We start from the raw sequence: 24,755 nt of genomic DNA on the forward strand, positions 1-24,755 counted from the left end.
ACCAACAACAAAAAATCACTTGAAATCCCCATTATCTCACAGGAGAAATACAATGCTAAACACAATTAAACAATGGTTCAAAAGCAAAAACAGCCTAATCACCACCATTCAACGCCTAGACAAAGAGCTAGACGAAGCCAATGATAAAACACAACAATATTCAAATGCGGAAAATCACATTCAAACCTTACTGGAACGAAACCGAATCATGTATAAAGAAAAGGGCATCGAAATCGCTCAACTACAAGCCAAACTACACAACCAACAAATCCAATACGAAAACAAGATTTCAGGCTTGCAAAAAATCATTGAAGGCCAAGCTCAAGATATTTTGCAACTCAAAGCAAAACTGGAAAAGAAAAAACAACGGTATTTTAAGAAAGGGAAAAAGTAAGGGGGAGTTATGGAGATTGATGTTTACACCGATTTTCTTTCTGATGAAGAAGTTGAGCATTTAACAGGAAGAAAGAAACTTAAAAAAGTAATTGAAAAATTAAACGAACAAGGCATACCCTTTGTCATCAATGCTCACGGTAAAGCCATTGTAAGGCGAGATTACCCGACACAAAACAAAGTAAAGCCCCAAATCATAACGCCTACCACAACACCCAACGAAAACAGATGGATGCCTGCTGTTCTAACGAACTAAGGGGGAATTATGGCTCGCCCACGCAAACGAGAAAATCAAGGCTTGCCGCAAAATATGCTTTGCCGTACACGTAAACGGAAAAATGGCAATGTCATCTATTATTTCTATGTACTCGCTGACGGCAAAGAAAAATCACTCGGCAAAGATAAAGCTCTCGCTATTTTAGAAACAGCCAAACTCAATTTAGACCGCATCACTCCAACTGGTATCATCACGTTCATTGATGTCATTGCTAAGTATGAAGTAGAAGTTATTCCCAGTAAAGCAAGAAGTACTCAAACCGCACATCGTTGTTATATCAGTAAGTTAAAAAAATTTTTTGGTGAGCCACCTGCTACCCTTGATCAAATAGAACCAAAACACATCAAAATGTATTTGGAATGGCGGAAAAAAAGTCCAGCATCGGCAAACAATGAAGTGAAAATATTTCATCATATTTGGCAAATGGCGAGAGAATGGGGCTATACAAAATATCCTTGTCCAAGCGAAGGAATTAGCAAACATAAACTTGATAAAAGGGATGTGTATATTGAAGACCATATTTATCAAAAGGTCTATGAATTATGCGATCAAGATATGAAAGATTTGATGGATGTCGCCTATTTAACAGGACAACGCCCTGTAGATGTTGTTAACATTCATCAAAATCATATTTTTGATGGCGTTCTTCACATAACACAACAAAAAACAGGTGCTAAGCTGAGAATGGCGATTAAAGGCGATTTAAAAGAAATATTCGATCGCAGACAAGCTAAATATTCAGGCTATTTATTTCTTAATTCTCGTGGAAGAAAATTAACCCCTGCTATGCTCTCCATTAGATTTAGAAAAGTGAGAGAGCTAGCCATCGCCACTTATCCATCACTGGAAAAAGAAATAAAACAATTTCAATTTAGAGATCTTCGTGCTAAAGCAGGCACAGACAAATCCCTAACCGCAGGGGATGACGCAGCCAGAAAACAGCTAGGTCACTCATCTATCCAAATGACGAAACGTTACATCAGAAGGGATGCTATCGTGGAGCCTACTAAAGTCTAGTTTCGGAACGTTTTACTATATTTCGGAACGGATTTTTAGTTATCTTCTATAATAGATTGATTTTGAAAGTTAAAATATTAGCTTTATTCTTTTTTCATTTACCGTTAGTATATAGAAATTATTGAATTTTGTCCCGACTCCATTAATTTTAGGATAACTAAGTATGTCAGAAACTGACGAGAAATCACTCTTTTTGCAAGAAACAAAAGGTATCAAGCCACTCAAACAAGATACTTATGTTCCGTCACAAAAACTGAATAAATTTAAACTCAAACAAAAAGCGGAATTGAAAGATAATCGAGAAAAGCAAGATACCTTATTTTACTTTTCCGATCAGTATGAGCCGTTATTAAACGAAGAAAGTGCGGTGAAATATTTACGAGAAAATGAAGATAGCTATTTGTTAAAACAACTTCGCCGTGGCGATTTTTCCCCAGAAATTTTTTTAGATCTGCACGGTTTAACCCGTGAACAAGCTAAATTAGAATTAGCGAGTCTAATTCAAGTCTGCGAAAACGATAATATTTTTTGTGCTAGTATTATGACTGGTTACGGCACATTTACCCTAAAAAAGCAAATCCCCCGCTGGCTTGTGCAACATCCCAAAGTACGAGCATTACATCAAGCCCCTAGAGAATGGGGAGGTGATGCGGCTATTTTGGTGTTGGTGGATGTGTAAAAAGGCATAGTAGACAAAATAGTTGGTATTTATTATTTTAATAATTCTTACCAACTCTTTTTATTCAGAAAATCCTATAAGAACAAAATCTTATGTTTAGTTGTTAATCCTTGATGAATTGATAGCATTTGTTTCAGTTCCTTAAATAGTATTTCGATCCTATTTATCGTTTTTCAATATTAAGTTCAGGATATTTCTCAAATATAAATAAATGATTTTGATGTCGCTTTAAACTTGAATAAGCACTGCGGATTTTTTTATGTTTATATAGAAAATACCTTTCTTGCTGGGATATTTAGAGCGTTCTTCTAAAAAGTCCTTATATTTCAAATACCATAAATGAAGTGATTTATAAAATTCATTTTTGCTTCTTGATTTAAGTATTTTGACTAATTCTTTAAGTTCCTTTCCTGCTTCTGATTTTGGATTTTGAGTTAATAATCTAATAACGCTCGCAACCTGATAAAATTGGCATAACTAGATTAGTGTGTTAAAAATGTCTTTCAATAATCCACCTTTACCATCGCAAGTAATGGATTGTATTATATAACCTTTTTCCCTGAGTTTATTGATAGCTACGGCATAATAAACAGACTTTTCTGTTTTCACAATTTGATGATAAATGACCTTCTTCATATGTAAATCCATAAAGACCATTACGCTGAAGTTTCTACCAAAGAAAGTGGTATCTATGATTAAGTTCAAATAATAGTTTTGTGGTTTGTTTAGTGGGGTTTTAGGAGCTTTTAATAAATATCTTTGAATAGTTCTTACTGAACAATGATATTTTTCTTCGAGTTGTTTGTAACATTATTTTCCTTCCGTGTAATCTTGCCAAATTTTAATTGGCTCTAATTTCTTTGTTAAGGAAAAAGTTTTATTACAAGATGTGCATTTGTAGCATTGAGTATTATTTTTAAAACCATTCTTCTTTATCGTCAATTTATGGCAAAAGGACTGTTTTTTTAGTCATAATTTAGAAAAGTAGGTTAAAGCTAAATTACTATCGGTATTATGTAGCAAATGCACAAAGCTATACTAACTAAATTATGTTAAGGTTTCCATATTAATCAATAGTGGAAACCTTTTTATTATGGCTCAAAAATATTCAAAAAGTGAATTAGCAGAGATGATTTTAGCGTTGCAAGAACGTCAGCAGATAGTGCGAGAGAATATGGATGAGATAGATAGTTTATTAGCTCGTTTGGCTAAATTTGTGACGAATAAGCCTACTCAAGATCGCTCTCTGTTTCATTTGTCGCTTAATTCATTGATTGCAAAAGTGCTGAAAGAACATCAGCATCAATGGCTTTCAACCATTGAAATTGTTGAACAAGTGGTAAAATTAGATAATCAGTGTGTTGATGTGGAAATTGGCGATCCGTTTTATATGGCGGTTAAACGTAAATTAAAACAACTACATAAACAAAAAGTCATTATTGGCGGTGGATTTCATTGGAAAATTAAGTAGTTGGCATTTTATAATAAGAATAAATTTGTAAAAACGAGTGATTTTTTTACCGCACTTTTTCAATCCATTTCCATTGAATAATTTTATGCTTTTTCACTACGATTTTTTCAATAAGCCCTTTTTTCACTAATCTAATCAGTGCAGTACCGATATTTTTCGTATGATATTCTGATATAGCTGTATTAGGCTGCTTATCTGCAATTAAAACAGCTTCGGTTAATTCTAATACTCGCCAATAGCGTTCAGGTTCGGCTTTCATTACCTTTTGAATTAACTGCGTAATTTTACCGTTAAATTGTTTACGATAAACCCGATACTGAAAATGCTCGGTATCAAATTGTTGAATATCTTTGCTATCCACGTCCATTACGTCTAAGGCTTGTTTTAGCCATTTTATACGGCGTTCAACCAGTTCAAGATGGGCTAATACTTGCTCTTTTTCTCGTTCAAATTGAGCGATTTTCTGTTTGATTTGGCTTTTATAAATCTCGTCTGCCATTAAATAATTACCCTTTCTATTTGTCTGTGATGACCTTGCCAATAACCTTTCCACGCATTTTCTGATGAAGTGGCAAGGCATTTAGTGGCAATATCCTTAAAAATCGTGAAATTATCTTGCTTGCGAGTATCTTCCCGATAAGCGATTTCATTGGCGTAATTATCAAGATAAATGTTACTCATTTTATGCACTTGTCCGTGGTACATACGTTTGAAACGTGCAAAGTAACTTTCCGCAAGGTTATTGGTAATGCCATCATCACTGCGATACTCTTTTTGATGATTGACACGGTGCAAATCATAACGAGCCATCAGTTCGTCATAAGCACTGTTTTCATCTGCGTGAATACGGCTATTTGGTTCAATGTAGGTTTCAGCTAGTTTGTTCACAATGTCGGTATTTTCTGACAAAATCGGAAAAGTCAGGGTTTTCTTTGCGCCGACTAAGTGCGGATTAGATAAGGTTTCTTGTTTAGAATAACGCTCACGCATCACCAATATTGCACGTTTGTTAGGATTAGCATTTGTTTTTAAACGTCTATCTACTCGGTCGGTTTTCTTATTCTTAGGGCGTGGGGCGGAATGGACATAAGTACCGTCAATATGGATTTCGCCTGATAAAGGGAAAAGCTGTTTTTGAACTTGCAAGCTCTCACGGATTTTATGAGATAAGGTAAAGGCGGTTTTGTACTGCACATTTAAATCACGAGAAAGCTGGCAAGCGGAAATGCCTTTTACGGCATTAACAAACAAAGCGATTGCCATTAAATAGACTTGAATCGGTAATTTATGGTAGGCGAAAATCGTACCTGATGTAACGCTAAAGGTATGTCGGCAATGTTTGCAACGCCACTGCTTGCGACTGGAAATAAAATAAGCCTGATGATTTACACCGCATTTCGGACAACAAACCATTTTCTCACTTCCCCAACGCAATGAGCAAAGCAAGCTAAACGCTTGTTCGTCCGACAAGGTAACAACCTTGCGGAGTGAAAGCGTACGAGCTTTGACGGAGAGTAGGAAGTGTTGTGTCATTTTCTTTAATATCGTTTGTGTAGTTTGTCTGGTTGTTATACAATATTGAGTATGTTTTGAGTGATAAATATACTCAAAAACAACATAAAAGTCAATAGGAATACATAAATGAGTATAGTAGATAGACTAAAATCGGTAATGGAAAATCAAGGGTTAAGCATCAAAAACCTTGCGAATCAATTAGATATACCTTATCGCACGCTGCAAAATTATTTATTGAATGAACGCACACCAAGCATTGATGTGTTAGTGAAAGTGAGCCAACAATTAAATGTAGATTTAAATTGGTTGGTTTTGGGGCAAGAAAATGAAAATTCGCCCACAAATAAAGACACTTTGACGAAAGAAGAATTAGATCTAATTACCCACTATCGTTCAATGGATAAAAATATACAAAATGCGTTTTTGATGTTATTTGAAAAAACATCAAAAAATTAAATTTATTACTTGACACTTTAATTAGACACCCTAATTTAGGATGTCTTTATTCAAAAATGAGCATTTATTACTTGATTACCATTGATAACCAACGGAAGCTGAATAACTTACATCTTTTTTGCCTGACATATTTGAGCCGACACCGAGTTTAATACCCACCTTGCCATTATCTGAAAGGCGAGAATAACCTACGGCAAGGGCAGCATAGTCACGATAACCGCCAACGCCAGCTGTGACTAATGAACGCTCTGAACCTGTGGCTTGCATTAAACCACTTAACGCATTGGCGGAAGCAAGTCCACGTCCTAAGCGTGGCATAATAGACAAAATGGTTGCTAATTTCTGATCAATTATGCCTATTGGACAAAATGGTTGCTATTTAGTATTTTCTTTCACTGAATAGCAACTTTTCTTATTCAAAAAATCCTGTATAAACAAGATCTTATTCTTTGTTTTTAGACCGCTGTGTACTGCTAATTTCTTCTTTAATTCTTTAAATAGTCCTTCAAGCCGATTTGTTGTTTTTTCGATCTTTAATTCGGGATATTTTTCAAAAGTAAATAAGACATTTTCATGCCGTTTTAAACTGAAATAGGCACTTCTAAGTTGTTTGTGTTTGAATGGCTTTCTACCGTTTTGTTCCGCTTTTTCTGAACGCTCTAACAGGTAGTTTTTGTGTTTCTGATACCATTCATTTAGATGACGATAAAACGTATTTTTAGTGCTATTTTTAAGTGTTTTAACCAGATCTTTTAACTCTTTTCCAGCTTCAGATTTTGGGTTTCTTGTGAGCTTTCGTGTACCCAACCACTTAAAATGAGAAAACATAAAATCAGGAATTAAATCAAATTTAGCGGAATTAAATTGAACACTAAACCATATAAACAGGGGCTTGGCGTAATGTTAAGCCTTTTTTATGGGTGAAATTTAGGTGAATGGGAAAAGTGGTAATAAATTCTTAAAAAGGCAAATTTAACCGCTTAAAGTGAGAAATTACTAAGGGGATTTAAAAGCGTTTAAATTGGTTTTAAATCCCTTTTTATTGAGTTTAAAAATCTCGGTAGCCACGGACGACTTGTCCGATGATGTTGAGTTGGTTGGCATCGTCTTCAGTTAGCACGATTGGGCTGTAAAAATCGTTATCGCTGATCAGTTCTATGCTGTCAAAATTGATTTTTACACGTTTAACCCACATTGTTCCCATGTGGTTTAAGACGAATATTTTACCTTCAGTTAAAGTTTGTTTTGAACGGTCCACGATGATTTCTTCGTTATCACTTAGCGTGGGTTCCATACTGTCGCCATGAACCTTAAACATTACGCAATTATTAGGATTTAAGCGGTTCCTGATTAGCCACGCACGTTCAACTTTAACCCAGTCTTGTTGATAAATTTCTTCATTTTCGCAACCAAAGCCTGCGGAAACATCAATTTCCCGAAAGTCCACAATATCGCAATAATCTTCATCATCCGTCTGTAAATTTAATGCTTTTCCAGAATAAGTTGGAGATTGGATTATGTCTGGGGTAAAGCCCAGTGCTTGTTGCACACTTGGGGGGAAAGATGTGTAATGGTATTCATAAACACGCCCTTTTACATTCTCTTTTCTCTTTCTTTCCCAGTTTTCCAATTTTGCTTTTTTGGTTATACCTTGAACAGTTGCAGGTAGCCCAGCAATTCCTAAAAGATCTTTTAATTCATACCAGTCTTGGATCATTTCAAAACCCCTAGATTTAATCCCTAAATTAAAATTAGTTTAAATCAGTAACTAATTGATATATAACAATATAATTTAAAATGGTAAAAAATATTGAAATTTTGTTTTAATCTCTTGTTGACTTTTGTTTTAAACTTGATTTAAACTTAGGATTAAACCAAGGGTGTAAGTCAAAAAGGTTACACCGTAAGTGTAACCCAAAAAGATTTTATTTTAAATAAAAGGATAGCTTATATGAAAAAAGATTGGAGTCGAAAGCGAATTGTTTACGAGTTACACGAGAGAAATATCACTTTAGGTTCTCTCTCTGTACAAGCAGGATTAGCACCGTCAACACTTAAAAACGCATTAAGAGCCAGTTATCCAAAAGGCGAACGAATTATTGCGGAAGCTATCGGAGTTAAACCAGAAGTCATCTGGGCTGGTCGTTATGCCGAAAGGGGAAAACAATATGTGGGTAGAGCTTAAAGATATTTTGGGGGTTGGTGGGCTACCTGCAACTGTTCAAGGTATAACCAAAAAAGCAAAATTAGAAAATTGGGAACGTCGTAGAAAAATAGGTGTAAAAGGTAAAGCCTACGAATACGCCCTATCCTCCCTCCCCCAATCCGTACAAGCGGAACTGCTATTAAAGCAACGGGTGGAAACGGTGGGAAACGAACCAAAATCGCTAAATTATCTGCCAGAAGTGATTTGGGCTCCGTTCGACAATGCCACAGAAAAACAACGTAGTGAGGCTCAGAGTAAGCTCACTCCCTTATATAAATTAGCTGATTTAACCGAGCATGGCATTAAATTTACTGATGCCTTGATCATGGTGGCAAATGAATACGGTTTTGCCAAAGGGTCTTTAAAAAGATGGTTTTACAAAGTGCGGTCATTTTCTCGCTCAGATTGGCTCCCTTTGTTGCTTGATAAACATAGTGGCAAACGTCCTAACAAAGAAGCTGATTTTAGCGAAGAAGCGTGGGACGCATTTAAAACCGATTATTTCCGCAAGGAACGCCCCCAATTTGGCGGTTGTTATGAACGGTTAAAACGAGCAGCGAAAGAAAAAGGTTGGATCGTCCCTTCGGCGAGCAGCATTAAACGCAAAATTGCCCGTGAAATCCCTAAAATCCAACAAGTGTATTTACGGGAAGGGGAAGATGCGGTGAGTAAATTTTTCCCAGCGATGCAACGCACGGTGGCAGAGCTTGAAGCGTTGGAATGGATCAACGGTGACGGCTATCAACACAACGTGTTTGTGCGGTGGCATAACGGCGAAATTGTCCGCCCTAAAACATGGCTTTGGCAAGATATTCGCACCCGTAAAATCTTAGCTTATCGGGTGGATTTAAGCGAAAACTCCGACAGTATCCGTTTAAGTTTAATGGATTTAATTTGGAAATATGGTATCCCGAAAAAGCTCACCATAGACAACACTAGAGCCGCTGCTAACAAATGGATGACAGGGGGCGTGAAAAACCGTTATCGCTTTAAAGTGAAAGAAGATGATGTGAAAGGGATTATCCCGTTACTTGGCATTGATTTGCACTGGACATCGGTGCAATTTGGCAAAGGACGGGGACAAGCCAAGCCCATTGAACGTGCCTTTTCGCATGGTGGTTTAGGTGAACTTGTCGATAAACACCCAAGTCTTGCAGGCTTTTACACAGGTTCAGGGGTTGCTGACCAACCTGACAACTATAACGGTGGTAAAAAAGGGGTGGATTACGGCACGTTTATTATGGCACTAGAAGACGGCATCCGCACCTTTAATGAACGAGAAAAACGAGAAACGGAAATCTGCCAAGGTGTGTACAGTTTTTCCCAAGTATTTGAACGGGATTACGCAAAAGCCCATATTCACAAGGCAAGTAGCGAACAAATGCGATTTCTAATGCTAATGAGCGAAGCCACCAGATTGAAAAAAGACGGCACCTTTGAGTTGGACTGTGGCGGAAAGGTAAATAACTGTAAGAACCGTTATTTAGCCACCGATTTAATCGGTACACCGCACAAAAAAGTAGTGGTGAAATTTGACCCTGCGGATTTACACAACAAAGTGTGGGTGTATAGCTTAGACGGCATTTTCTTAAGCGAAGCTATTTGTGATAAAGCTCTTGCCTTTGGCGATAAAGCGGCAGGACGTGAACATAACAAGGCTCGCCGTCAATTTGTGAAAGCCCAAAAACAAATGGCAAAAGCTCAAATCAAGATGACCACGCAAGAAGTGGCACGTTTTCAACCTGAATTTGAAGAAGAGGAACCGATTGAGCCGAAAATTATTGAGCTGTTTCAACAACAGGGCAACGCCGTACGCAAAGTGGAAGTCGGCTTGTTAGAAGATGAAGACACTAACGATTACGAACAAGCCCAATTTCAAGGCTTACGAGAATTTGCCAAAGAAAAAGGGTTAAAAACCACGATTTAAACCGAATTTTAATCACATTTAACTGAAATTTAAGGAGTACAAAATGTTTAATCAAATCCAACAAGCACGCCAATGCAGACAGATGAAAAAGGTGTCCCGATATAAAGCACGCCTTGAACAATATGAAGAAGCCTATGACTTTTTCAAAGCGGATTATTTACGCCAACAGGATGTGGCTATCGCTGAATGTTATCTTCGCCTTGTGAAAGTGGCAGAAAAGGAAGGCTGGCAAGTGCCAACCTTGCTGGAGGTGAAAGAGTGGGTTGAAAAGCCGTTGACACTTAAATCTTGCAAAATTGAACGGCGGAGATTTCAACAATAGGCACTCGGTCAAAACGCAATAGAAAGGCAATGCGATCTTGACAAGAAATAGGCAATAACAACTGGGTTTCATCGAGTTTTACTAAAGCCTTAGTGAGTTCATCTAGCTTGTAATGCAACACAGACAGGAACCCTGAAGAAAAACCAAAAAGATTTTGACTGTGATCAATGGTTTTAGGCACAAGCACCGCAGGTAATAGGTTAATCAGATCCACATAGCCTTTTCGAAAACTCGCCAAACTAGGTTTGCTTTCCGTATTAGCAAAGGAAAGCGGAAATTCATCTTTTAAAATTTGAATTTCACTCAATAAGGTTTGCGTATTCATCAGGGCTAACGGTTTTCCTTTTAGTTCTGCGGTATCAAATAGGCTAAGTGTTGAAATTTTCATTGTCATTATTCCATAAATTAAAGGGCTTTTATTATGACACTAAACACCCAAATCAAACAACTTTTAACCACAGGGCAGATCACCCAAACAGATCTCGCTCAACAGGCAGGGATTTCCACTTCCGCATTGAGTACCTATCTCAAAGGCACTTACAAAGGCAATGTGGAAAACGTGGAAAAATCCCTAGCCTTATGGCTAGAAACCCAAACCAAAAAGCAACAAGTGTTTGTGGAAGCACCGCAGTTTATTGAAACCCAGACCGCCAAAAACGTGTTTTACACGCTGGATATGGCACGCTTAATGCAAACTTCTATCACAGTTTACGGGGCAAGTGGTGTGGGAAAAACCAAGGCGTGCAGAGAATACACCCAACGCAATAACAACGTATGGATGGTGACTTCTAGCCCAAGCCGTTCCAGTTTAGGGGCGATTTTATACGACATCGCTTTAACCCTAGGGGTGAATAATCCGCCCCGTCGCAAAGACAATTTAAGCCGTTTAGTGATTAACAAACTGGAAGGCACCCAAGGCTTAGTGATTATTGATGAAAGCGACCATTTGACCTATGAAGCACTGGAAGAAATCCGCTTTATTCAAGAGAAAGCCGAAGTGGGTTTTGCCTTTATTGGCAACATTGAAGTGTATACCAAAATCCAAGGGGGCGTGAATCAAGCCAGCAAATACGCCCGAGTGTGGTCAAGAATTGGCAAACACTACGAAATCAAAGCCAGTCGCAAAGATGACATCAAAGCGATTGTGGCGGCGTGGGGGCTGGATACTACCGACAAAGACTTAATGAAAGTCGCTTGTGAGATTGGCGGTAAAGCAGGGAGCCTTAGGATTTTAACCCAATATTTACGCCTTGCTGGCATCACTGCCAAAGGACAAGGCACAGCGATTACCCTTGAGCTAATTTTGCAAGCTCAAGCCCAAATGAAAGGAGCCAACTAATGGACAGCAAAGAACAAAAACTCGCCCACAAAGTGGTGGGCGGACGCAATGATTTAACCCTTAAATATCTCAATCAAGTACAAAAATGTATTGAACATTTAGACCGTATCGGGCTACACGTGATCAACGTGGAATTTTGCAAAATCAAGCCAACGGTACGAGTACAAGCCCCTTATTTAGACCAAGAACAACGCCTTGTCAACGACTACCGAGCCATCCGCTTTATGAATGGCAACGACAGCGGACGCTTTCAAGAATATCAAATGATGGTCGAAGGCATTCGAGTCGTCTGGCGTGCGTATTTACATTAATTTTATTAACCACAGGAGAAAAAACAATGGCGAAAGCAACCAACCGAATCAAAGCCCCGACCCAAGCCTTGCGAGTGCAATCTCGTGACGAAGTGGAAGTGGCGATAAAACAGCTAGGCGACAAGCAGCGAGAGCTACAGCGCCTTGTCACCTATCAGAATGATGAAATCACGGCAATTACAGCAAGTTATGCTGAACCGTTGCAAGTGTTAAAAAATGAAATTAGCCACCAACAACAAGCTATTCAAGCATGGTGTGAAAGCCACCGTGATGAATTAACCCAAAACGGCAAACAAAAAACCGGCTACTTCAACACCGGCGAAGTGCAATGGCGAACCAATCCACCAAGCGTTCGCATTACCAAAGCGGATCAGGTGATTGAAAACTTGAAAACGCTGGGGATGTTGGAATTTATCCGCACCAAGGAAGAAATCAACAAGGATGCGATTTTGTTAGATCCAGAGAAAGCCAGAACGGTGAATGGCATTGCCATTAAATCGGGCGTGGGAGAGTTTGTGATCAAGCCGTTTGAGCAAGATGTGAAGTAAGGGGGAGCGAATGTTATCCGAACTGTATCCCTACGCTTATTTGGCCTTTATGGCGTTTATTTTTTGGTGTTTCGTGAAATATTAAAACCGTTTTCAATGCCCTTTAAAGGGAAATTTAAGGGGCATTTATAAACGATTTTATTGACGCAAGGAGCAACTATGACAACAAAGAAACCCACATCCATTGAAGACAAAGCACGCTACCGCCACTGGAGCGAAATAGCCAGTGATGCCGAAAAGCAAGGTGATTACCGCACTGCTGCCGAAGCGTGGAACTCGGCGATGCACTGTGCCAATCTTAAAAATCAAGAATGGTGTGCAGGGCGGCGAGAATTTTGCGAACGAATGATAAAACGACCATTTCGGGGGTAACAATGAACATCAGAAAACCGAGTTTTAACGAGCAACTGGATGATGTGTATCAAAGCCTTGATACCGCCCGTTATTTGCACGCCGAAGACGAGCCCCAATCCGCCCTGAAAATGCTAAAACAAGCACAACAGGAACTAAAGCAAATGATTTGGCGGTTGACGCCAATCACCCATTAATCAATTAATTAATTAACCCAGTTCAACAGGAGAACACAATGAAAAACAGTGATTTTATTAAAATGACCAGCGTGAGTATTTACAGTATGGCGTTTCCAACCGATAAACTGGTGGAAACCTTAGAAAATGCCATCTTTGATACGGTGAATAATCAAAAATTTGAACTGATTCACAACCCCATCACAGGGGAAAAAGTGCATAAATTAGGCGAAAATGGTTTGTTTTTCTCCATCCGTGCAGAATACAAACCGATAACAGCAATCATGTTATCCAGTAAATATTATGCCATGATGCAAGATAATCCTGAGGGACGAGCGGAAGAGGAAATAATACAATTGGCCCATACGGAATTAATGCAGACACTTCCTACCGTGTCAGAAATTTACAACTTTTTCTATAATACCGAAACCGAATTATTGATGATGAACAGCCGTTCACAGCGAGCCAAATTGGCATTGACACAATTAATTCATCTGTTCGGCTTGGCAGGGATGAAAAGCATCATTGTATCGGATGAGAAATTAGGCTTAAACCAAAAACTTGAAGATTATTTAAACAACGGCACACCATTATTTAAAGGCGTTGAATTTGATTTTGAAGCCACGCTGGTGCGTGAAAATGCCGATGAAAAAGCCTATCTCACCTGTAAACATGTAGATCAACCAAGTGGCAAGGAAAAAGCCTTGCAAGCCTTGAAAGACGGCTTTGCAGTGCAATCCTTGAAAATGAATTGCCTTGATGACGTGAAATTTAAACTGGATAGACAGTTAGAAATCCGTTCTATGCGTTGGACAGGCATGGCGAAAACCGCCAACAAATTAGACCGACAAGGCACAGGGTGTACTGGTATTTTTTATGGCTTTATCCAAAATCAATTTGACGTATTAAATCGGATTGAAAAGCATACGTTATTAACCTTTACGCAAGACACTAAGCTAGAAACCTTTGCCTAAAAGTTATTTACAGCTCATTGTGTTTTACGTTGTAGCAGTGAGCTGAATAATAAGTTTTACCCCAAAAGGAGTCACCCAAATGAAATGTAAATGCCCTGCTTGTGGGGCGGTGTTATCCCTTGATGTGTTGTTACAACATGAGCAAGCAAGTCAAGCCGTCTTTTCTGCCTTATCCATTAATGGCGAATTTGGTCGCTTGGCAGTGCAATATTTAGGACTCTTTCGCCCTGAAAAAACCATGCTGACAATGGAACGGCTGACGAAAGTGTTGAATGAATTGTTAGATATTGTCAATGCTGGGGGATTTAAACGCAATGGTCAGCAAGTGAATACCAGTTTAGACAGTTGGATTGACGGCTTAAATGCGGTGTTAACTAACCGCCATGCGATTAAACGTCCGCTCACGTCGCATAATTATTTATTAGAAGTGGTGAGCCAACGCCAAGGGCGAGTGGTGAGAGTGATAAACCACGCTGAATCACGCCGATTTGAAAGCAAAACCGGCAAAGCGGTGGCAAGTCTGGTGGAGTTTGCCAATGAGTAAGCCTTTGCCGCCAGAAACGAAATGGTTAAAAAGCGTGGTCGCTCAGGGGTTGGCAAGATTAATTGTGTTAGGTTTACCAGGGCGACCAGCGGAAGAAATGGCAAAACAGGTGGCAACTGTTTGGGTTGAAGCCTTGCTGTTTAAATTCAGTGGCTGGGACGAAAAATTAGACAGAAAACGTCTAGAAAAAGCCTTTATGCAATTATGCTGTGATTGTGACAAATTCCCTAGTCCAAAGTTATTACTAGATTGTTTACCCCCTAGGGATATTGTATGCCTACCATCGCCTAAAAGTGAACCGCTTAGCCCAGAACGGCAAGCCGAACTGGCACAGCGTTTTCAAGAGTTAAGACAATTTCTTGGACAAGCGAGCCAAACAAGACGAATAACCCCATAAGGAAAAAGCATTATGCACTACACCAAACCCAAATTAATTCAGCTGATCCACATTGCCAAGCAAAAACTCGGCATAGATGAATTTAGTTACCGAGCCATGTTGCAACGCATCGCTAAAAAAGATAGTTGCAAAGCCATGACCCTTGCTGAATTAATGCAAGTCATGCACGAATTAGAACAAAAAGGCTTTAAAGTGCGTGCAAACCATCGAAAATACTCGCCAAGCTCAAAAACTGCGGTGGTAAAAAGCCAAATTTCCAGCAAAATTAGAGCGATTTGGATTGATATGGCAAAACATGGCATCATTCGTGACGGTTCAGAACAGGCGTTGAATGCATGGGTACGTTCCATTGCCAACCCCATTTTAAATCGTCAAAACCAACCTATTGTGTTAAACGTGGGGGCGTTAGATGACAGAATGGCAAGTCTAGTACTAGAACGGTTAAAACAATGGCAAAAACGCACCGCAAGCAATTAGTCAAAAAATCTTTTCCATAAGCCAAACGGAACCGCTATAATTTTAACCATAGATCATTCTTACGGAGAGCAGACAATGTTAAACGAACAAATTGACAATTTTCAACAAAAAGCCCCTGAGCTATTGTCAGATCTTGCCAAACGTATTGAACTGGGCGTATTGTCTAAAATGTCGTCTGCCAACGATGAAAACCAGCAACAAGCTCGTCAAATTGGCATTGAAATTGCCCATGATATTGCCAACGCTTGGGGCGGTGAAGTGATTTATATTCCACGTAATTTGATTTTGTTATTAAGCGAACGTGATCGGCAAATTTACGCCGAATTTAACGGCAGAAACCATAGCGAATTGGCACGCAAATACAAAGTTTCTATGCAATGGGTATATCAAATTGTGAAGAAAATGCGAAAGGAAGAGATTGACCGCCAACAACCGCAGTTGTTTTAGTATTCTTTAAACTGTTTTAAAAGACAAGAAGGTTATTCATGTTTAAGCTTTACCTATTTTCTGGTAAGGCTTTTTCAGCATTCAATAATTAACTAAAAAGGTAAATTAATTTTATATAATATTGATTTTTTGTTTTTGGTTGTAGTAATCTTACACAAACTTTAATTCAAGTGAGGAGAACAATATTATGGCACTTACAGAATTTGGCAAAGCGGTTCGTAAGGCAAGAATTGATGCTAACGAAACATTGCTTAGTATGGCTAAAAAAATCGGAACAAGCCCAGCCTTTTTGAGTGGAATGGAAACTGGGCGAAAAAAAATATCTAATGAATGGATAGAAAAGGTCGTTGCTTTTTTCAATGAGAAAAAAGTCAAAATTGAGAATCTATCTGAATTGGCTCACATCTCTAATGCTACCATTCCCGTTGAAGGCTTGCCATTAAAACAACAAATGTTGGTGGCTGGGTTTGCAAAATCCGCCATGACAGCAGAGCAACTTAAAAAATTTGCAAATTTTTTGGAAGAAATTAATCATCAAAAGGAGAATAATTGATGAGTATACAAAGTCTTTTGTATCAAATGAACGGTTACCGAGTATCCCCAATGACGAGAAATGATATAGCACAAATTGCGACGCCAATAGCTAAACAATTTGGATTAAACTCTAAAAACAGAAAACAATTAGACAAAATCTTAGAAAAAGTCAGCGATATTGCCACTATAGACATTCTTTCTGATGAAGAGTGGCAAGAACTCACCTTAAATTTCACTAAAGGTCATTATAGTCCAGCAGAACTTACCATTCGCATTCCTGAGCGAACTTACATAGAGGCTTGTCAAGGCGATTATGATGCTCTTAGACAAGATTCACGAAAGAGTGTAGCAATTTTTTATAAAAATTACCACTTTTCTAAGTTTAAGTTGTAATAAATTCGCTCTTCTATCGTAAAAGGGGACGCTTATGTTCTTTGAAACGACACAAAACAGTGGTGTTGTGGTGGTTTATACCCCCTATATCACTAAAAATGGTAAACGTATCTACCGTAAAAATGGTGGTATGTTCCGTTTTGAAGTGCCAGCGAATGAATATCGTTGTCACATCTGATCTTTAAAGCCGTTTAAAATTAATTTTAAACGAAATTAATTACACTCCAGTTATTAAATTAAACTTGATAACTGGAGTTTTTTTATGACCATTCAAATCAACAAAATTGTGATCCACTGTTCCGCCACACGTAACGGCAAATCCCTTGCTCGCAATGGGTTAACTGCTGCCCAAGTGATTGACAGTTGGCACAAACAACGAGGTTTTAAACGCACTGAGGCGAACCGCAAAGACTTTAATCCTAATTTAGGTTCAATCGGCTATCACTATGTAATTGATATCGACGGCACGGTAGAAACGGGGCGGAAAATTGGCGAAACAGGGGCGCATGTGAAAGGGCATAATACCAACAGTATTGGCATTTGCCTTGTGGGCGGAATCACGGCAGACGGCAAGAACCATGGCGAATACACGGCTCAACAATGGTGGGCATTGTATGATTTATTGTTGAATTTAGAACAACGTTTCCCGCATGCCAAAATTTACGGACACCGTGACTTATCGCCTGATTTAAACGGCGACGGCAAAATCACTCGCAATGAGTGGCTGAAAGATTGCCCTTGTTTTGATGTGTGGCAATGGCTGGATAGTGGTGAAGTGATTAACGTAGATCATTTATTTAAGGGGTAGATTATGCAAATTTTTATCAATATTTTAACCCTTTTTGCAACAGGGTTTTCCTTGGCTACTGGGGCGATTTTTGCGGTGGTAATTTTTGAATATATCCGCAATCGGGTCATAAAATGGAAAGTAAGAAGAGAAATCAGAAATGAGCGTTAAGGAGCTGATTAGTAACCATGATGGACGGCTTTCCACGACGGCAACCATTCAATTTTTCGGCTTTGTGGCTGCGGTGGGCGTCATGCTGTATAGCGTGTATATGGATAAATCCTATGTTCCCGAATTATTTAGCACGTTTTTATTTGCCTGTGTTGGCACCGCTGCCACCAAAGGCGTGACGAATGCACTTCAGAGGACAGAGGACGGAAGGGGGTAAACCATGAATTTGATTTTAATTGGTGTTGTGTTGGCGGTGATTGGCGTGGTTGTGGGCTGGTTTAAATGGTTTATGGCAAGCCGAGAGGTGGAAAAATTACTAAAAACCACGGCAATCTTGCAAGAAGAAAAGGCGACACTACAACAGCAAAAAGCCGTAGTCGAAACCCAAGTAAAAAACTATCAGGTGAAACAGAACAATGAAAAAAACGCTCGCAATATTGACCGCACTGCTATTGTTGACCAGTTGCACACCCAAGGTGATCTCCGTGACTAATTCAAGTTGTGCAGGCTTTAGTTTGATTACCGCAAGCCGACAAGACACCACTGAAACCCTACGCCAGATTTTAGTGCATAACAGCAACTATCGGGCAATTTGTGAGCAAGGGGGCTTACAAACAGAACCACAAGGAGAGCCACACAATGAGTGATTTTTTAGATGCACTGCAACGCCACTGGGGGCTGATTGTTACCGTGGCAGGAGCAGTATGGGCAATTATGAAGTTATCCATGGACAGCAAATATCCCAATAAAAATGATTTAAAAGCCGTCTGTCAAAATATTTTTGAAGTGGAAGCTCGTATTACCCATATCGAAGATACCTTAGAACATCTACCGACCATGGAGCAAATCAGCGAATTAAACGTCTTGATGACCGCCATAAAAGGCGAAATGGGGACGGTTAATTCAAGGTTGAGTACGCTCACCTACCAAGTAAATTTATTAATTGAAGACCGAGTAAGGAATTAACCATGAGCATGCCAAGAAATATTTTTTATGAAGACCAACGTTTAGTGATATTACGTAGCCTTGTAGATTGTGGTTATGACGCCAACGAATCCATTTTAAATGATTGTTTAGGCTTATATGGTCACGATATTAGCCGTGATTTAGTCAAAAATCATCTGCACTGGCTAGAAGAGCAAGGCTTAGTCACCCTGACACATATTACCACGCTGGCCACACCGCAAAATCACGATTTTCTGGTCGCCAGTATTACCCAACGTGGGTTAGATGTGGCCCAAGGGCGAGCCATGGTGAACGGTGTAAAACGCCCAAGTCCAACATGTTAAACTGTCTTTAAAGGGGATTTAAATGAGCGACAAAAACACCCGAGGACGAGCCAGTAAAGTAGATTTACTGCCACCGGACATCAAAACCCGATTAGCCATGATGTTGCGTGACAAAATGTTTTCACAGGCGGAAATACTGGAAGAAATCAACGATCTTATCCGTGATTGTGGCTTACCTGATGACATGCGTTTAAGCAAAACTGGCTTAAACCGCTATGCCAACCGTATGGAGAAAATGGGAGCAAGAATCCGCCAGTCACGAGAAATAGCCGAAGTGTGGACCAAACAGTTTGGCGAAATGCCACAAAGTGATATTGGTAAAACCTTAATGGAATTGGTGAAACAAATTGCCTTTGATACGTCAATGTACTTAGGTGATCAACAAAATGGGGTGAGTGCTAAAGATTTATCTCTCTTGTCTGCGGCAGTGCAACGCCTAGAACAAGCCGAAAGCCTGAGCTTTAAACGTGAACAAGCGATTCGCCAAGAAACCATTAAACGAGCTGCTGAAGCAGTGGAACAAGCCGGTAAACAAGCCAACCTTTCTATTAATGATGTAAGTGAAATGATTAAGGCAGTATATGGACTTAACAGCTAAAGCGATCCTTTTTGACTATCAAAAAAAATGGCTCAACGACAAAAGCCGTTTCAAGGTAGCCATGTTTGCTCGTCAAACTGGCAAAACCTTTACCACTACCCTTGAAATTGTGTTGGATTGTATTGAACACGAAATGAAAGGCGAGCGTACTCGCTGGGTTATTCTGTCTCGTGGGGAACGCCAAGCCAAAGAAGCGATGAACGAAGGGGTAAAACGTCATCTTGAAGCCATGGGAATAGCTTGCAATGTATTAGAAGTGCCATTTAGCCCAACGGTGAACGCCCTTGAAGTAGTGTTTCCTAACGGCTCAAAAATCACCGCCCTACCAGCCAATCCCGACACGGCTCGGGGGTTTTCGGCTAACGTGTTTTTAGATGAATTTGCTTTTCATCAAGATAGCCGAGAAATTTGGAAAGCCTTGTTCCCAGTTATTTCCGCTGGTTGGAAATTACGAGTTGTCAGTACCCCAAATGGCAAAGGTAACAAGTTTTATGAGCTGATGACTGACCTAAATAATACCGAATGGTCACGCCATAGCGTAGATATTTACCAAGCAGTAAGAGACGGCTTGCCACGCAATATTGACCAACTCAAAAAAGGCTTAAATGATGAGGATGCGTGGTCACAAGAATTTGAACTGAAATGGCTAGATGAAGCCAGTAGCTGGCTTTCCTATGATTTAATCGACGGCGTGGAACATGAACACGCTGGCATCCCTGAATTTTACGGTCACAACCCTTGCTTTGTGGGTATGGATATTGCCGTTCGGGGCGACTTAACCGTGATTTGGGTGCTAGAACTGATCGGTGATGTCTATTGGACACGTGAAATCGTGGAATTAAAGCGAGTGCCTTTGCGTGAACAGTTAGACGAACTTGCCCATATTTTTAACCAATATAACGTCATCAGTTGCTACCTTGACCAAACAGGCATGGGCGAAAAAATGGTCGAAGACGCCCAATATCAACACGGCAAAAGCCGAGTACAGGGCGTGCTGTTTAACGTGGCAAGCAAACTCAATATGGCAATCATTGGCAAAAATGCCTTTGAAGATCGCAAGATTCGGATCCCACAAGGTGACAATGCCTTACGAGAAGATTTACATAAACTCAAAAAAATCACCGGCTCCACAGGGCAACCAAGATTTGTAGCAGAAAGCGACAGTCAAGGCCATGCGGATAGAACTTGGGCTTGTTTTCTGGCGCTGACTGCAGCGAGTGACGGTGTGGTGACACCGCTCAAAGCTCACAGTCGCCAAACCCGAACCAGTCGAAAACTTTTGCAAGGATATTAAACCATGAAAAATAAAAACGATTTAATCGGCGTGATAGCCAGCCGTGCCACCGCAGCGGATGTGTGGGCGTATTTACATTATTTGCCGAATCCCGATCCGGTACTCAAAAAAATGGGTAAAGATGTTTCGGCTTACCGTGAAATCTTGTCCGACAGCCATGTAGGCGGTTGTGTACGGCGACGTAAGGCAGCAATTAAAGGCCTTGAATGGCGACTGACGCCCACTGGTGATGAAAAAACAGATGAAATCTTAACCGCAGTTTTTGAAAGATTGCCACTTAATCAGATTATCAATCAGCTTTTAGATGCTCCTTTGTTTGGTTATCAAGTGTTGGAAATCGACTGGCAAAAAGATGAACAAGGGCGGTTAATCCCTGTGAATTTAGTCGGCAAGCCCCAAGAATGGTTTAACTTCGATGAAGATAACCAATTAATGCTACGAACGAAAAAAGACCGCTTTGGCGAACCGGTGAAAGAGAAGAAATTTTTGCTTGCAACGCATCAGGCAGATTATATCAACCCTTATGGCAAAGCAGATTTAGGGTTGTGCTTTTGGGCGGCGACCTTTAAAAAAGGCGGTTTCAAATATTGGTTAGAGTTTGTGGAAAAATACGGCTCACCCTATTTACTCGGCAAGCACCCAAGACAAGCCCAAATTCACGAAATCGAAGATTTGCTTGACAGCCTAGAACAAATGGCCGGTAGTGCTGTGGCTGCGATTCCTGATGACAGTAAAATTGAGATTTTACAAGGCAGTGATAAAAGCGGTAACTCGCAATTATTTGATGACTTCTTGCGAGCCTGTAAAGCGGAAATCTCAGTCGCCTTATTAGGACAAGACCAAACCACCGAAGCCGACAGCAACCGAGCTAGCAGTCAATCGGGCTTAGAAGTCACACGTGATATTCGCAACGAAGATGCCGCCATTGTAGAAAGTGCCTTTAATCAGCTTTTAGCTTGGATTTGTGAATTTAACTTTACCCAGCTTGAAACCTTGCCACGCTTTGAACTATACGAACAAGAAAGCATTGATAAATTACAAGCCGAACGTGACAAACTGCTCAGTGATATGGGCGTTCAGTTTACTGAACAATATCTCCACCGCACCTACGGCTTTGAAGATGGCGATATTATGCTGAAATCCGCAGAACAAGCCCCCGACTCAGTGAAAAGTGCGGTGAAAAATGGGGCAGAATTTGCCGAAAAACCGCAAAGCGTTCACCCGATAGCCGATGGCATTGTGGAACAGTTAGAAGTGGAAAGCCAAGATTTAATTGATGTGTGGCTACAAGATATTAAAGACCGTTTGTTGCAAGCCGATAGCCTAGAAGATTTTCAAAGTCAATTAGATAGCCTGATTCCTGAACTCACCTTTGCCGAATATGGGCAATTAATGGCGTTAGGTTCCGTTGTTGCAGAATTGGCAGGGCGACAATCTGTTTCAGATGAAAATATGTAGGGGCGTATTGCATACGCCCAAGGAAGCACAATGAATACATTCACTTTTGAACAACAAGCCAAATTTTTTGAGAAAAAACTCAATCTCAAAACCGACAGCTACCTTGATGTATTAGGCGAAGAACACGACTACTTTTTTATGGTTGCCGGTGCCAATCGTAATGAAGTGTTATTGGCATTTCGTGAAGCGGTGGATGCAGCCATTGAAAATGGCGAAACGCTGGAACAATTTAGAAGCCGTTTTGATGAAATCGTGGCTCAAACAGGTTGGGATTATAACGGCGGTCGTAACTGGCGAAGTCGGATTATTTACGATACCAACGTGTACGGCAGCTATAACCGTGGGCGGTTAATGCAACATTTAGAGCTGGCAGAAGCAATGCCCTATTGGGAATACCAACACAACGAATGTCTGCACCCACGCCCCGAACACGAAGACTGGGACGGCTTAGTATTGCGTTATGACGATCCGTGGTGGCGGTATCATTACCCGATTAAAGCCTACGGCTGCCATTGTACTGTAGTTGCTCACGATGAAGATGATTTGCAGACTTACGGCAAACGACTACAAACCGCTCCCCCTGTGGAAATGGAAACCAAGATAGTCGGCACCCGTTCGGGCAACCCACGCAAAGTGACCAAAGCCAAAGGCACGGATGTGGGTTTTAAGCCGTGGGATTTTGGCAAGATTAAAAGCGGACGAGTAGAAACTATTGACCAGATTTTGTTTAATAAGATGGTTGCGGCAAGTCAAAAAACAGATATTAGCAATCAATTTTTAAGCCGTTTAACTAGCAATGTGTTGGATAATCCAAACGCATTAAATCTGCTTAATCAATCAATGGCAAGTATGGTTGAGCAGGTGGTCGGCAATAAGGTTTCAAAAGGTGTGACAAAAACGGTGGGGGCAATCCCTGTGCAAGTGCTAGACAAGTTGGATAGCTTAAAGAAAACACCACAAACGCCATTTATTGCCGTGCGTGATGAAGATATTCTGCACGCCTTGCGAGACAGTAAACAGGCGAAAGAAATCAATTTACCAGTGGAGTTTTGGCAAAACTTGCCTGAGAAATTGCGGAAGCCGAAAGCTATTTTGTTACAGCCGAACACGTCCAAGAACGGCAAAGCAGAAAAAGATAGCTTGCTTTTTATCTACGATACCGACAAAGGCAAAGTAGCGATAATTATGGATTATGACGTGAAGTTAAAAGACCCCAAAACAGGGAAGAAAGTTAATGCACAGGTGAATATGGTTAGGACGGCAAGTGTTATTAATGGCGAGTTGGACTGGTTAAATTTGAAAAACAGTTTCGAATTATTATGGGGAAGTTTGGATTAGCTCGCTAGATTGCCTGATTCGAACAGGATAATACGGGCGACAAACCATTCGTAACCTTTCCAGTAGGAAACCACTAGCGAGCAAATTTGGAAATATTATGGAAAATTTTAGCAGTGGTTCGCCTGATTCGAACAGGATAATACGGGCGTACAACTTATGCTAGGCGTAACCTTTCCAGTAGGAAACCCCCACCGCATAGGTGAACTATACGCCCAAACTATTTTTAAATCAACAATAGGAGTAAAAATGGCACTCACTTAAATACTGGGTGGGACTTGAACCTCACAATATCACTTTAAGCTAACCAACAAAGCAGCGAGTGCCAATACTGTTTGCTGGCTATTAACACTTAAAGGGCAATCACCTTAATTTGCCCCTGCAATATTTAAGCAAGAAAGACTATACTGCAAAAGATCATATCGTTCAACACTAAAACGAAAAATATGGTATTTCAAAAAATGCTATATCGGGATTATCTTTACTTGGCATACCTGTTCTTCTTTCCTGCCAGCGGCGTTGATAACGTTTAAGTTTGAATGAATAATCAGCGTATTGTGAAATAAAGAAATCTCTTTGTTTGTGTTGGTGAACTAAATGATAAAGTGCAGCGGCTTGCCTGAAAAGAGAAACAAGTAATTTATGCTTTTGATTTGCTCGAGATGGAATAAACGTGTAACGATAGAAACGAGAATAATAATTTCCATAATACAAATAATCTTGATTGAATTTTTGTTCTATCGCATCGTATAAAATCTTAAATTCAGTTTGGGCTTCTTCAAAACGCCCTAGTTTGTATAAGCACCACGGGAAATAAAGAGTTAATTCAAAGTCATCTCTTAATTTAGGATTGTTAACAAAAGTTTGTCTTACACGATACAAACAAGTCAACGCGGCTTCATAATCTCCTTTTGACCATAATCGACGAGCTATATAAACTAACTTTGGCATATAGGTAGAATGTGGTTTAGCACGTTGCAATGCTTTTTTGTTTAATTTGTACTCTTTGTTACTTTTAAAGAAATTAGTCATATAACATCTCAATAAAATGAAATTGAATAACAATAAA

The 24,755-nt window shown here is 39.9% G+C and carries 41 protein-coding genes; 33 read left to right on the plus strand and 8 right to left on the minus strand.

Annotated features, from left to right (window positions below; genetic code table 11):
• Window positions 1-52 precede the first annotated feature (52 nt).
• The 4 genes from E0709_RS11675 (at window position 53) to smrB (ending at window position 2,366) form a co-directional block, all read left to right on the plus strand.
• Window positions 53-394, plus strand: a complete 342-nt coding sequence (locus tag E0709_RS11675; protein ID WP_132302993.1) for a hypothetical protein — start codon at window positions 53-55, stop codon at window positions 392-394.
• 9 nt (window positions 395-403) lie between these two features.
• Window positions 404-649: a DUF4224 domain-containing protein gene (locus E0709_RS11680; protein WP_243640880.1), complete on the plus strand. Its 246-nt coding sequence runs from the start codon at window positions 404-406 to the stop codon at window positions 647-649.
• Between the two features lie 9 nt (window positions 650-658).
• Window positions 659-1,687, plus strand: a complete 1,029-nt coding sequence (locus E0709_RS11685) for a tyrosine-type recombinase/integrase (RefSeq protein WP_132302992.1) — start codon at window positions 659-661, stop codon at window positions 1,685-1,687.
• A 163-nt stretch (window positions 1,688-1,850) separates the two neighbouring features.
• The gene (gene smrB / locus E0709_RS11690; RefSeq protein WP_132302991.1) at window positions 1,851-2,366 is read left to right on the plus strand and encodes an endonuclease SmrB; all 516 of its coding nucleotides are present in this window, start codon (window positions 1,851-1,853) and stop codon (window positions 2,364-2,366) included.
• An 810-nt stretch (window positions 2,367-3,176) separates the two neighbouring features.
• On the opposite strand, the gene E0709_RS12585 is transcribed toward smrB, so the two are convergent.
• Window positions 3,177-3,308: an IS1/IS1595 family N-terminal zinc-binding domain-containing protein gene (locus tag E0709_RS12585; protein WP_424353159.1), complete on the minus strand. Its 132-nt coding sequence runs from the start codon at window positions 3,306-3,308 to the stop codon at window positions 3,177-3,179.
• Window positions 3,309-3,459: 151 nt separating this feature from the next.
• On the opposite strand from E0709_RS12585, the gene E0709_RS11700 reads away from it, so the two are divergent.
• A complete protein-coding gene (locus tag E0709_RS11700) occupies window positions 3,460-3,837 on the plus strand; it encodes a hypothetical protein (protein WP_132302990.1) in 378 nt (125 codons plus the stop codon).
• A 46-nt stretch (window positions 3,838-3,883) separates the two neighbouring features.
• Here the strand turns inward: E0709_RS11700 and E0709_RS11705 are convergent, their stop codons facing one another.
• Both E0709_RS11705 and E0709_RS11710 read right to left on the minus strand, forming a co-directional pair.
• Window positions 3,884-4,336 (minus strand): hypothetical protein, encoded by a 453-nt coding sequence (locus tag E0709_RS11705; RefSeq protein WP_132302989.1) that lies wholly within the window; start codon window positions 4,334-4,336, stop codon window positions 3,884-3,886.
• Window positions 4,336-5,370 carry an IS1595 family transposase gene (locus E0709_RS11710; protein ID WP_132302988.1) on the minus strand — a complete coding sequence of 345 codons (1,035 nt, stop codon included), beginning with the start codon at window positions 5,368-5,370 and terminating at the stop codon, window positions 4,336-4,338. Before E0709_RS11710 ends, E0709_RS11705 begins: the two co-directional genes overlap by 1 nt.
• A gap of 108 nt (window positions 5,371-5,478) precedes the next feature.
• Here E0709_RS11710 and E0709_RS11715 point away from each other — a divergent pair, with 108 nt between their 5' ends.
• Complete coding sequence (locus E0709_RS11715; RefSeq protein ID WP_132302987.1) at window positions 5,479-5,808, plus strand: helix-turn-helix domain-containing protein; 330 nt, start codon at window positions 5,479-5,481, stop codon at window positions 5,806-5,808.
• Between the two features lie 75 nt (window positions 5,809-5,883).
• On the opposite strand, the gene E0709_RS11720 is transcribed toward E0709_RS11715, so the two are convergent.
• The 3 genes from E0709_RS11720 to E0709_RS11730 form a co-directional block, all read right to left on the minus strand.
• Complete coding sequence (locus E0709_RS11720) at window positions 5,884-6,126, minus strand: YadA C-terminal domain-containing protein (RefSeq protein WP_243640881.1); 243 nt, start codon at window positions 6,124-6,126, stop codon at window positions 5,884-5,886.
• Window positions 6,127-6,183: 57 nt separating this feature from the next.
• Complete coding sequence (locus E0709_RS11725) at window positions 6,184-6,636, minus strand: hypothetical protein (protein ID WP_135107937.1); 453 nt, start codon at window positions 6,634-6,636, stop codon at window positions 6,184-6,186.
• Between the two features lie 220 nt (window positions 6,637-6,856).
• On the minus strand, window positions 6,857-7,525 hold the full coding sequence (locus E0709_RS11730) for a helix-turn-helix domain-containing protein (protein ID WP_132302984.1): 669 nt from the start codon (window positions 7,523-7,525) through the stop codon (window positions 6,857-6,859).
• A gap of 234 nt (window positions 7,526-7,759) precedes the next feature.
• On the opposite strand from E0709_RS11730, the gene E0709_RS11735 reads away from it, so the two are divergent.
• The 3 genes from E0709_RS11735 to E0709_RS11745 are packed head-to-tail and all read left to right on the plus strand — an operon-like array spanning window position 7,760 to window position 10,263.
• The gene (locus E0709_RS11735; protein WP_132302983.1) at window positions 7,760-7,993 is read left to right on the plus strand and encodes a helix-turn-helix domain-containing protein; all 234 of its coding nucleotides are present in this window, start codon (window positions 7,760-7,762) and stop codon (window positions 7,991-7,993) included.
• Window positions 7,977-9,941, plus strand: a complete 1,965-nt coding sequence (locus tag E0709_RS11740; RefSeq protein WP_132302982.1) for a transposase domain-containing protein — start codon at window positions 7,977-7,979, stop codon at window positions 9,939-9,941. The genes E0709_RS11735 and E0709_RS11740 overlap by 17 nt, the downstream gene beginning before the upstream one ends.
• A gap of 43 nt (window positions 9,942-9,984) precedes the next feature.
• Window positions 9,985-10,263 carry a DNA-binding domain-containing protein gene (locus tag E0709_RS11745; protein ID WP_132302981.1) on the plus strand — a complete coding sequence of 93 codons (279 nt, stop codon included), beginning with the start codon at window positions 9,985-9,987 and terminating at the stop codon, window positions 10,261-10,263.
• Here the strand turns inward: E0709_RS11745 and E0709_RS11750 are convergent.
• Complete coding sequence (locus E0709_RS11750; protein WP_132302980.1) at window positions 10,223-10,651, minus strand: hypothetical protein; 429 nt, start codon at window positions 10,649-10,651, stop codon at window positions 10,223-10,225. The two genes, E0709_RS11745 and E0709_RS11750, sit on opposite strands and share 41 nt — an antisense overlap.
• Before the next feature lie 33 nt (window positions 10,652-10,684).
• Between E0709_RS11750 and E0709_RS11755 the strand changes: the two genes are divergently transcribed.
• The 24 genes from E0709_RS11755 (at window position 10,685) to E0709_RS11850 (ending at window position 23,689) form a co-directional block, all read left to right on the plus strand.
• Window positions 10,685-11,602, plus strand: coding sequence for an AAA family ATPase (locus tag E0709_RS11755; protein ID WP_132302979.1), 918 nt, complete (start codon window positions 10,685-10,687; stop codon window positions 11,600-11,602).
• Window positions 11,602-11,913, plus strand: coding sequence for a hypothetical protein (locus E0709_RS11760; RefSeq protein WP_132302978.1), 312 nt, complete (start codon window positions 11,602-11,604; stop codon window positions 11,911-11,913). The genes E0709_RS11755 and E0709_RS11760 overlap by 1 nt, the downstream gene beginning before the upstream one ends.
• 26 nt (window positions 11,914-11,939) lie before the next feature.
• Window positions 11,940-12,461, plus strand: coding sequence for a host-nuclease inhibitor Gam family protein (locus E0709_RS11765; protein WP_132302977.1), 522 nt, complete (start codon window positions 11,940-11,942; stop codon window positions 12,459-12,461).
• 159 nt (window positions 12,462-12,620) lie between these two features.
• The gene (locus E0709_RS11770) at window positions 12,621-12,833 is read left to right on the plus strand and encodes an ANR family transcriptional regulator (RefSeq protein WP_132302976.1); all 213 of its coding nucleotides are present in this window, start codon (window positions 12,621-12,623) and stop codon (window positions 12,831-12,833) included.
• 2 nt (window positions 12,834-12,835) lie between these two features.
• On the plus strand, window positions 12,836-13,009 hold the full coding sequence (locus tag E0709_RS12345) for a hypothetical protein (RefSeq protein ID WP_165867254.1): 174 nt from the start codon (window positions 12,836-12,838) through the stop codon (window positions 13,007-13,009).
• Between the two features lie 38 nt (window positions 13,010-13,047).
• Window positions 13,048-13,962: a hypothetical protein gene (locus E0709_RS11775; protein WP_132302975.1), complete on the plus strand. Its 915-nt coding sequence runs from the start codon at window positions 13,048-13,050 to the stop codon at window positions 13,960-13,962.
• Between the two features lie 79 nt (window positions 13,963-14,041).
• The gene (locus tag E0709_RS11780) at window positions 14,042-14,506 is read left to right on the plus strand and encodes a hypothetical protein (RefSeq protein ID WP_132302974.1); all 465 of its coding nucleotides are present in this window, start codon (window positions 14,042-14,044) and stop codon (window positions 14,504-14,506) included.
• On the plus strand, window positions 14,499-14,903 hold the full coding sequence (locus tag E0709_RS11785) for a hypothetical protein (RefSeq protein WP_194965376.1): 405 nt from the start codon (window positions 14,499-14,501) through the stop codon (window positions 14,901-14,903). Before E0709_RS11780 ends, E0709_RS11785 begins: the two co-directional genes overlap by 8 nt.
• A 12-nt stretch (window positions 14,904-14,915) precedes the next feature.
• Entirely contained in the window at window positions 14,916-15,380 is a 465-nt protein-coding gene (locus tag E0709_RS11790; RefSeq protein WP_132302973.1) for a gp16 family protein, read from the plus strand.
• A gap of 75 nt (window positions 15,381-15,455) precedes the next feature.
• On the plus strand, window positions 15,456-15,827 hold the full coding sequence (locus tag E0709_RS11795; RefSeq protein WP_132302972.1) for a Mor transcription activator family protein: 372 nt from the start codon (window positions 15,456-15,458) through the stop codon (window positions 15,825-15,827).
• Between the two features lie 187 nt (window positions 15,828-16,014).
• Window positions 16,015-16,380, plus strand: a complete 366-nt coding sequence (locus E0709_RS11800; RefSeq protein ID WP_132302971.1) for a helix-turn-helix domain-containing protein — start codon at window positions 16,015-16,017, stop codon at window positions 16,378-16,380.
• Entirely contained in the window at window positions 16,380-16,754 is a 375-nt protein-coding gene (locus E0709_RS11805) for a hypothetical protein (RefSeq protein WP_132302970.1), read from the plus strand. The genes E0709_RS11800 and E0709_RS11805 overlap by 1 nt, the downstream gene beginning before the upstream one ends.
• A gap of 34 nt (window positions 16,755-16,788) precedes the next feature.
• Complete coding sequence (locus E0709_RS12350; RefSeq protein ID WP_165867253.1) at window positions 16,789-16,932, plus strand: hypothetical protein; 144 nt, start codon at window positions 16,789-16,791, stop codon at window positions 16,930-16,932.
• Window positions 16,933-17,016: 84 nt separating this feature from the next.
• Window positions 17,017-17,562, plus strand: coding sequence for an N-acetylmuramoyl-L-alanine amidase (locus E0709_RS11810; RefSeq protein WP_132302969.1), 546 nt, complete (start codon window positions 17,017-17,019; stop codon window positions 17,560-17,562).
• 3 nt (window positions 17,563-17,565) lie between these two features.
• Entirely contained in the window at window positions 17,566-17,712 is a 147-nt protein-coding gene (locus tag E0709_RS12355) for a hypothetical protein (protein ID WP_165867252.1), read from the plus strand.
• Window positions 17,702-17,929, plus strand: a complete 228-nt coding sequence (locus E0709_RS11815; RefSeq protein ID WP_132302968.1) for a DUF2644 domain-containing protein — start codon at window positions 17,702-17,704, stop codon at window positions 17,927-17,929. The genes E0709_RS12355 and E0709_RS11815 overlap by 11 nt, the downstream gene beginning before the upstream one ends.
• A 3-nt stretch (window positions 17,930-17,932) precedes the next feature.
• Window positions 17,933-18,205 (plus strand): DUF2681 domain-containing protein, encoded by a 273-nt coding sequence (locus tag E0709_RS11820; RefSeq protein WP_132302967.1) that lies wholly within the window; start codon window positions 17,933-17,935, stop codon window positions 18,203-18,205.
• Complete coding sequence (locus E0709_RS12360) at window positions 18,198-18,359, plus strand: hypothetical protein (protein ID WP_165867251.1); 162 nt, start codon at window positions 18,198-18,200, stop codon at window positions 18,357-18,359. Before E0709_RS11820 ends, E0709_RS12360 begins: the two co-directional genes overlap by 8 nt.
• Window positions 18,352-18,678, plus strand: a complete 327-nt coding sequence (locus E0709_RS11825) for a DUF2730 family protein (RefSeq protein WP_132302966.1) — start codon at window positions 18,352-18,354, stop codon at window positions 18,676-18,678. Before E0709_RS12360 ends, E0709_RS11825 begins: the two co-directional genes overlap by 8 nt.
• A gap of 8 nt (window positions 18,679-18,686) precedes the next feature.
• On the plus strand, window positions 18,687-19,001 hold the full coding sequence (locus E0709_RS11830) for a VpaChn25_0724 family phage protein (protein ID WP_132302985.1): 315 nt from the start codon (window positions 18,687-18,689) through the stop codon (window positions 18,999-19,001).
• 22 nt (window positions 19,002-19,023) lie between these two features.
• A complete protein-coding gene (locus E0709_RS11835; RefSeq protein WP_132302965.1) occupies window positions 19,024-19,599 on the plus strand; it encodes a DUF3486 family protein in 576 nt (191 codons plus the stop codon).
• Window positions 19,583-20,893, plus strand: coding sequence for a terminase large subunit domain-containing protein (locus E0709_RS11840; protein ID WP_132302964.1), 1,311 nt, complete (start codon window positions 19,583-19,585; stop codon window positions 20,891-20,893). Before E0709_RS11835 ends, E0709_RS11840 begins: the two co-directional genes overlap by 17 nt.
• A 3-nt stretch (window positions 20,894-20,896) precedes the next feature.
• Window positions 20,897-22,351, plus strand: coding sequence for a DUF935 domain-containing protein (locus E0709_RS11845; protein WP_132302963.1), 1,455 nt, complete (start codon window positions 20,897-20,899; stop codon window positions 22,349-22,351).
• Between the two features lie 30 nt (window positions 22,352-22,381).
• Window positions 22,382-23,689: a phage head morphogenesis protein gene (locus tag E0709_RS11850; RefSeq protein WP_132302962.1), complete on the plus strand. Its 1,308-nt coding sequence runs from the start codon at window positions 22,382-22,384 to the stop codon at window positions 23,687-23,689.
• A 429-nt stretch (window positions 23,690-24,118) separates the two neighbouring features.
• On the opposite strand, the gene E0709_RS11855 is transcribed toward E0709_RS11850, so the two are convergent.
• On the minus strand, window positions 24,119-24,718 hold the full coding sequence (locus E0709_RS11855; RefSeq protein ID WP_132302961.1) for a hypothetical protein: 600 nt from the start codon (window positions 24,716-24,718) through the stop codon (window positions 24,119-24,121).
• Between the last annotated feature and the right edge of the window lie 37 nt (window positions 24,719-24,755).

It is taken from the genome of Lonepinella koalarum (genome assembly GCF_004565475.1).
GTDB classification, from domain to species: domain Bacteria; phylum Pseudomonadota; class Gammaproteobacteria; order Enterobacterales; family Pasteurellaceae; genus Lonepinella; species Lonepinella koalarum.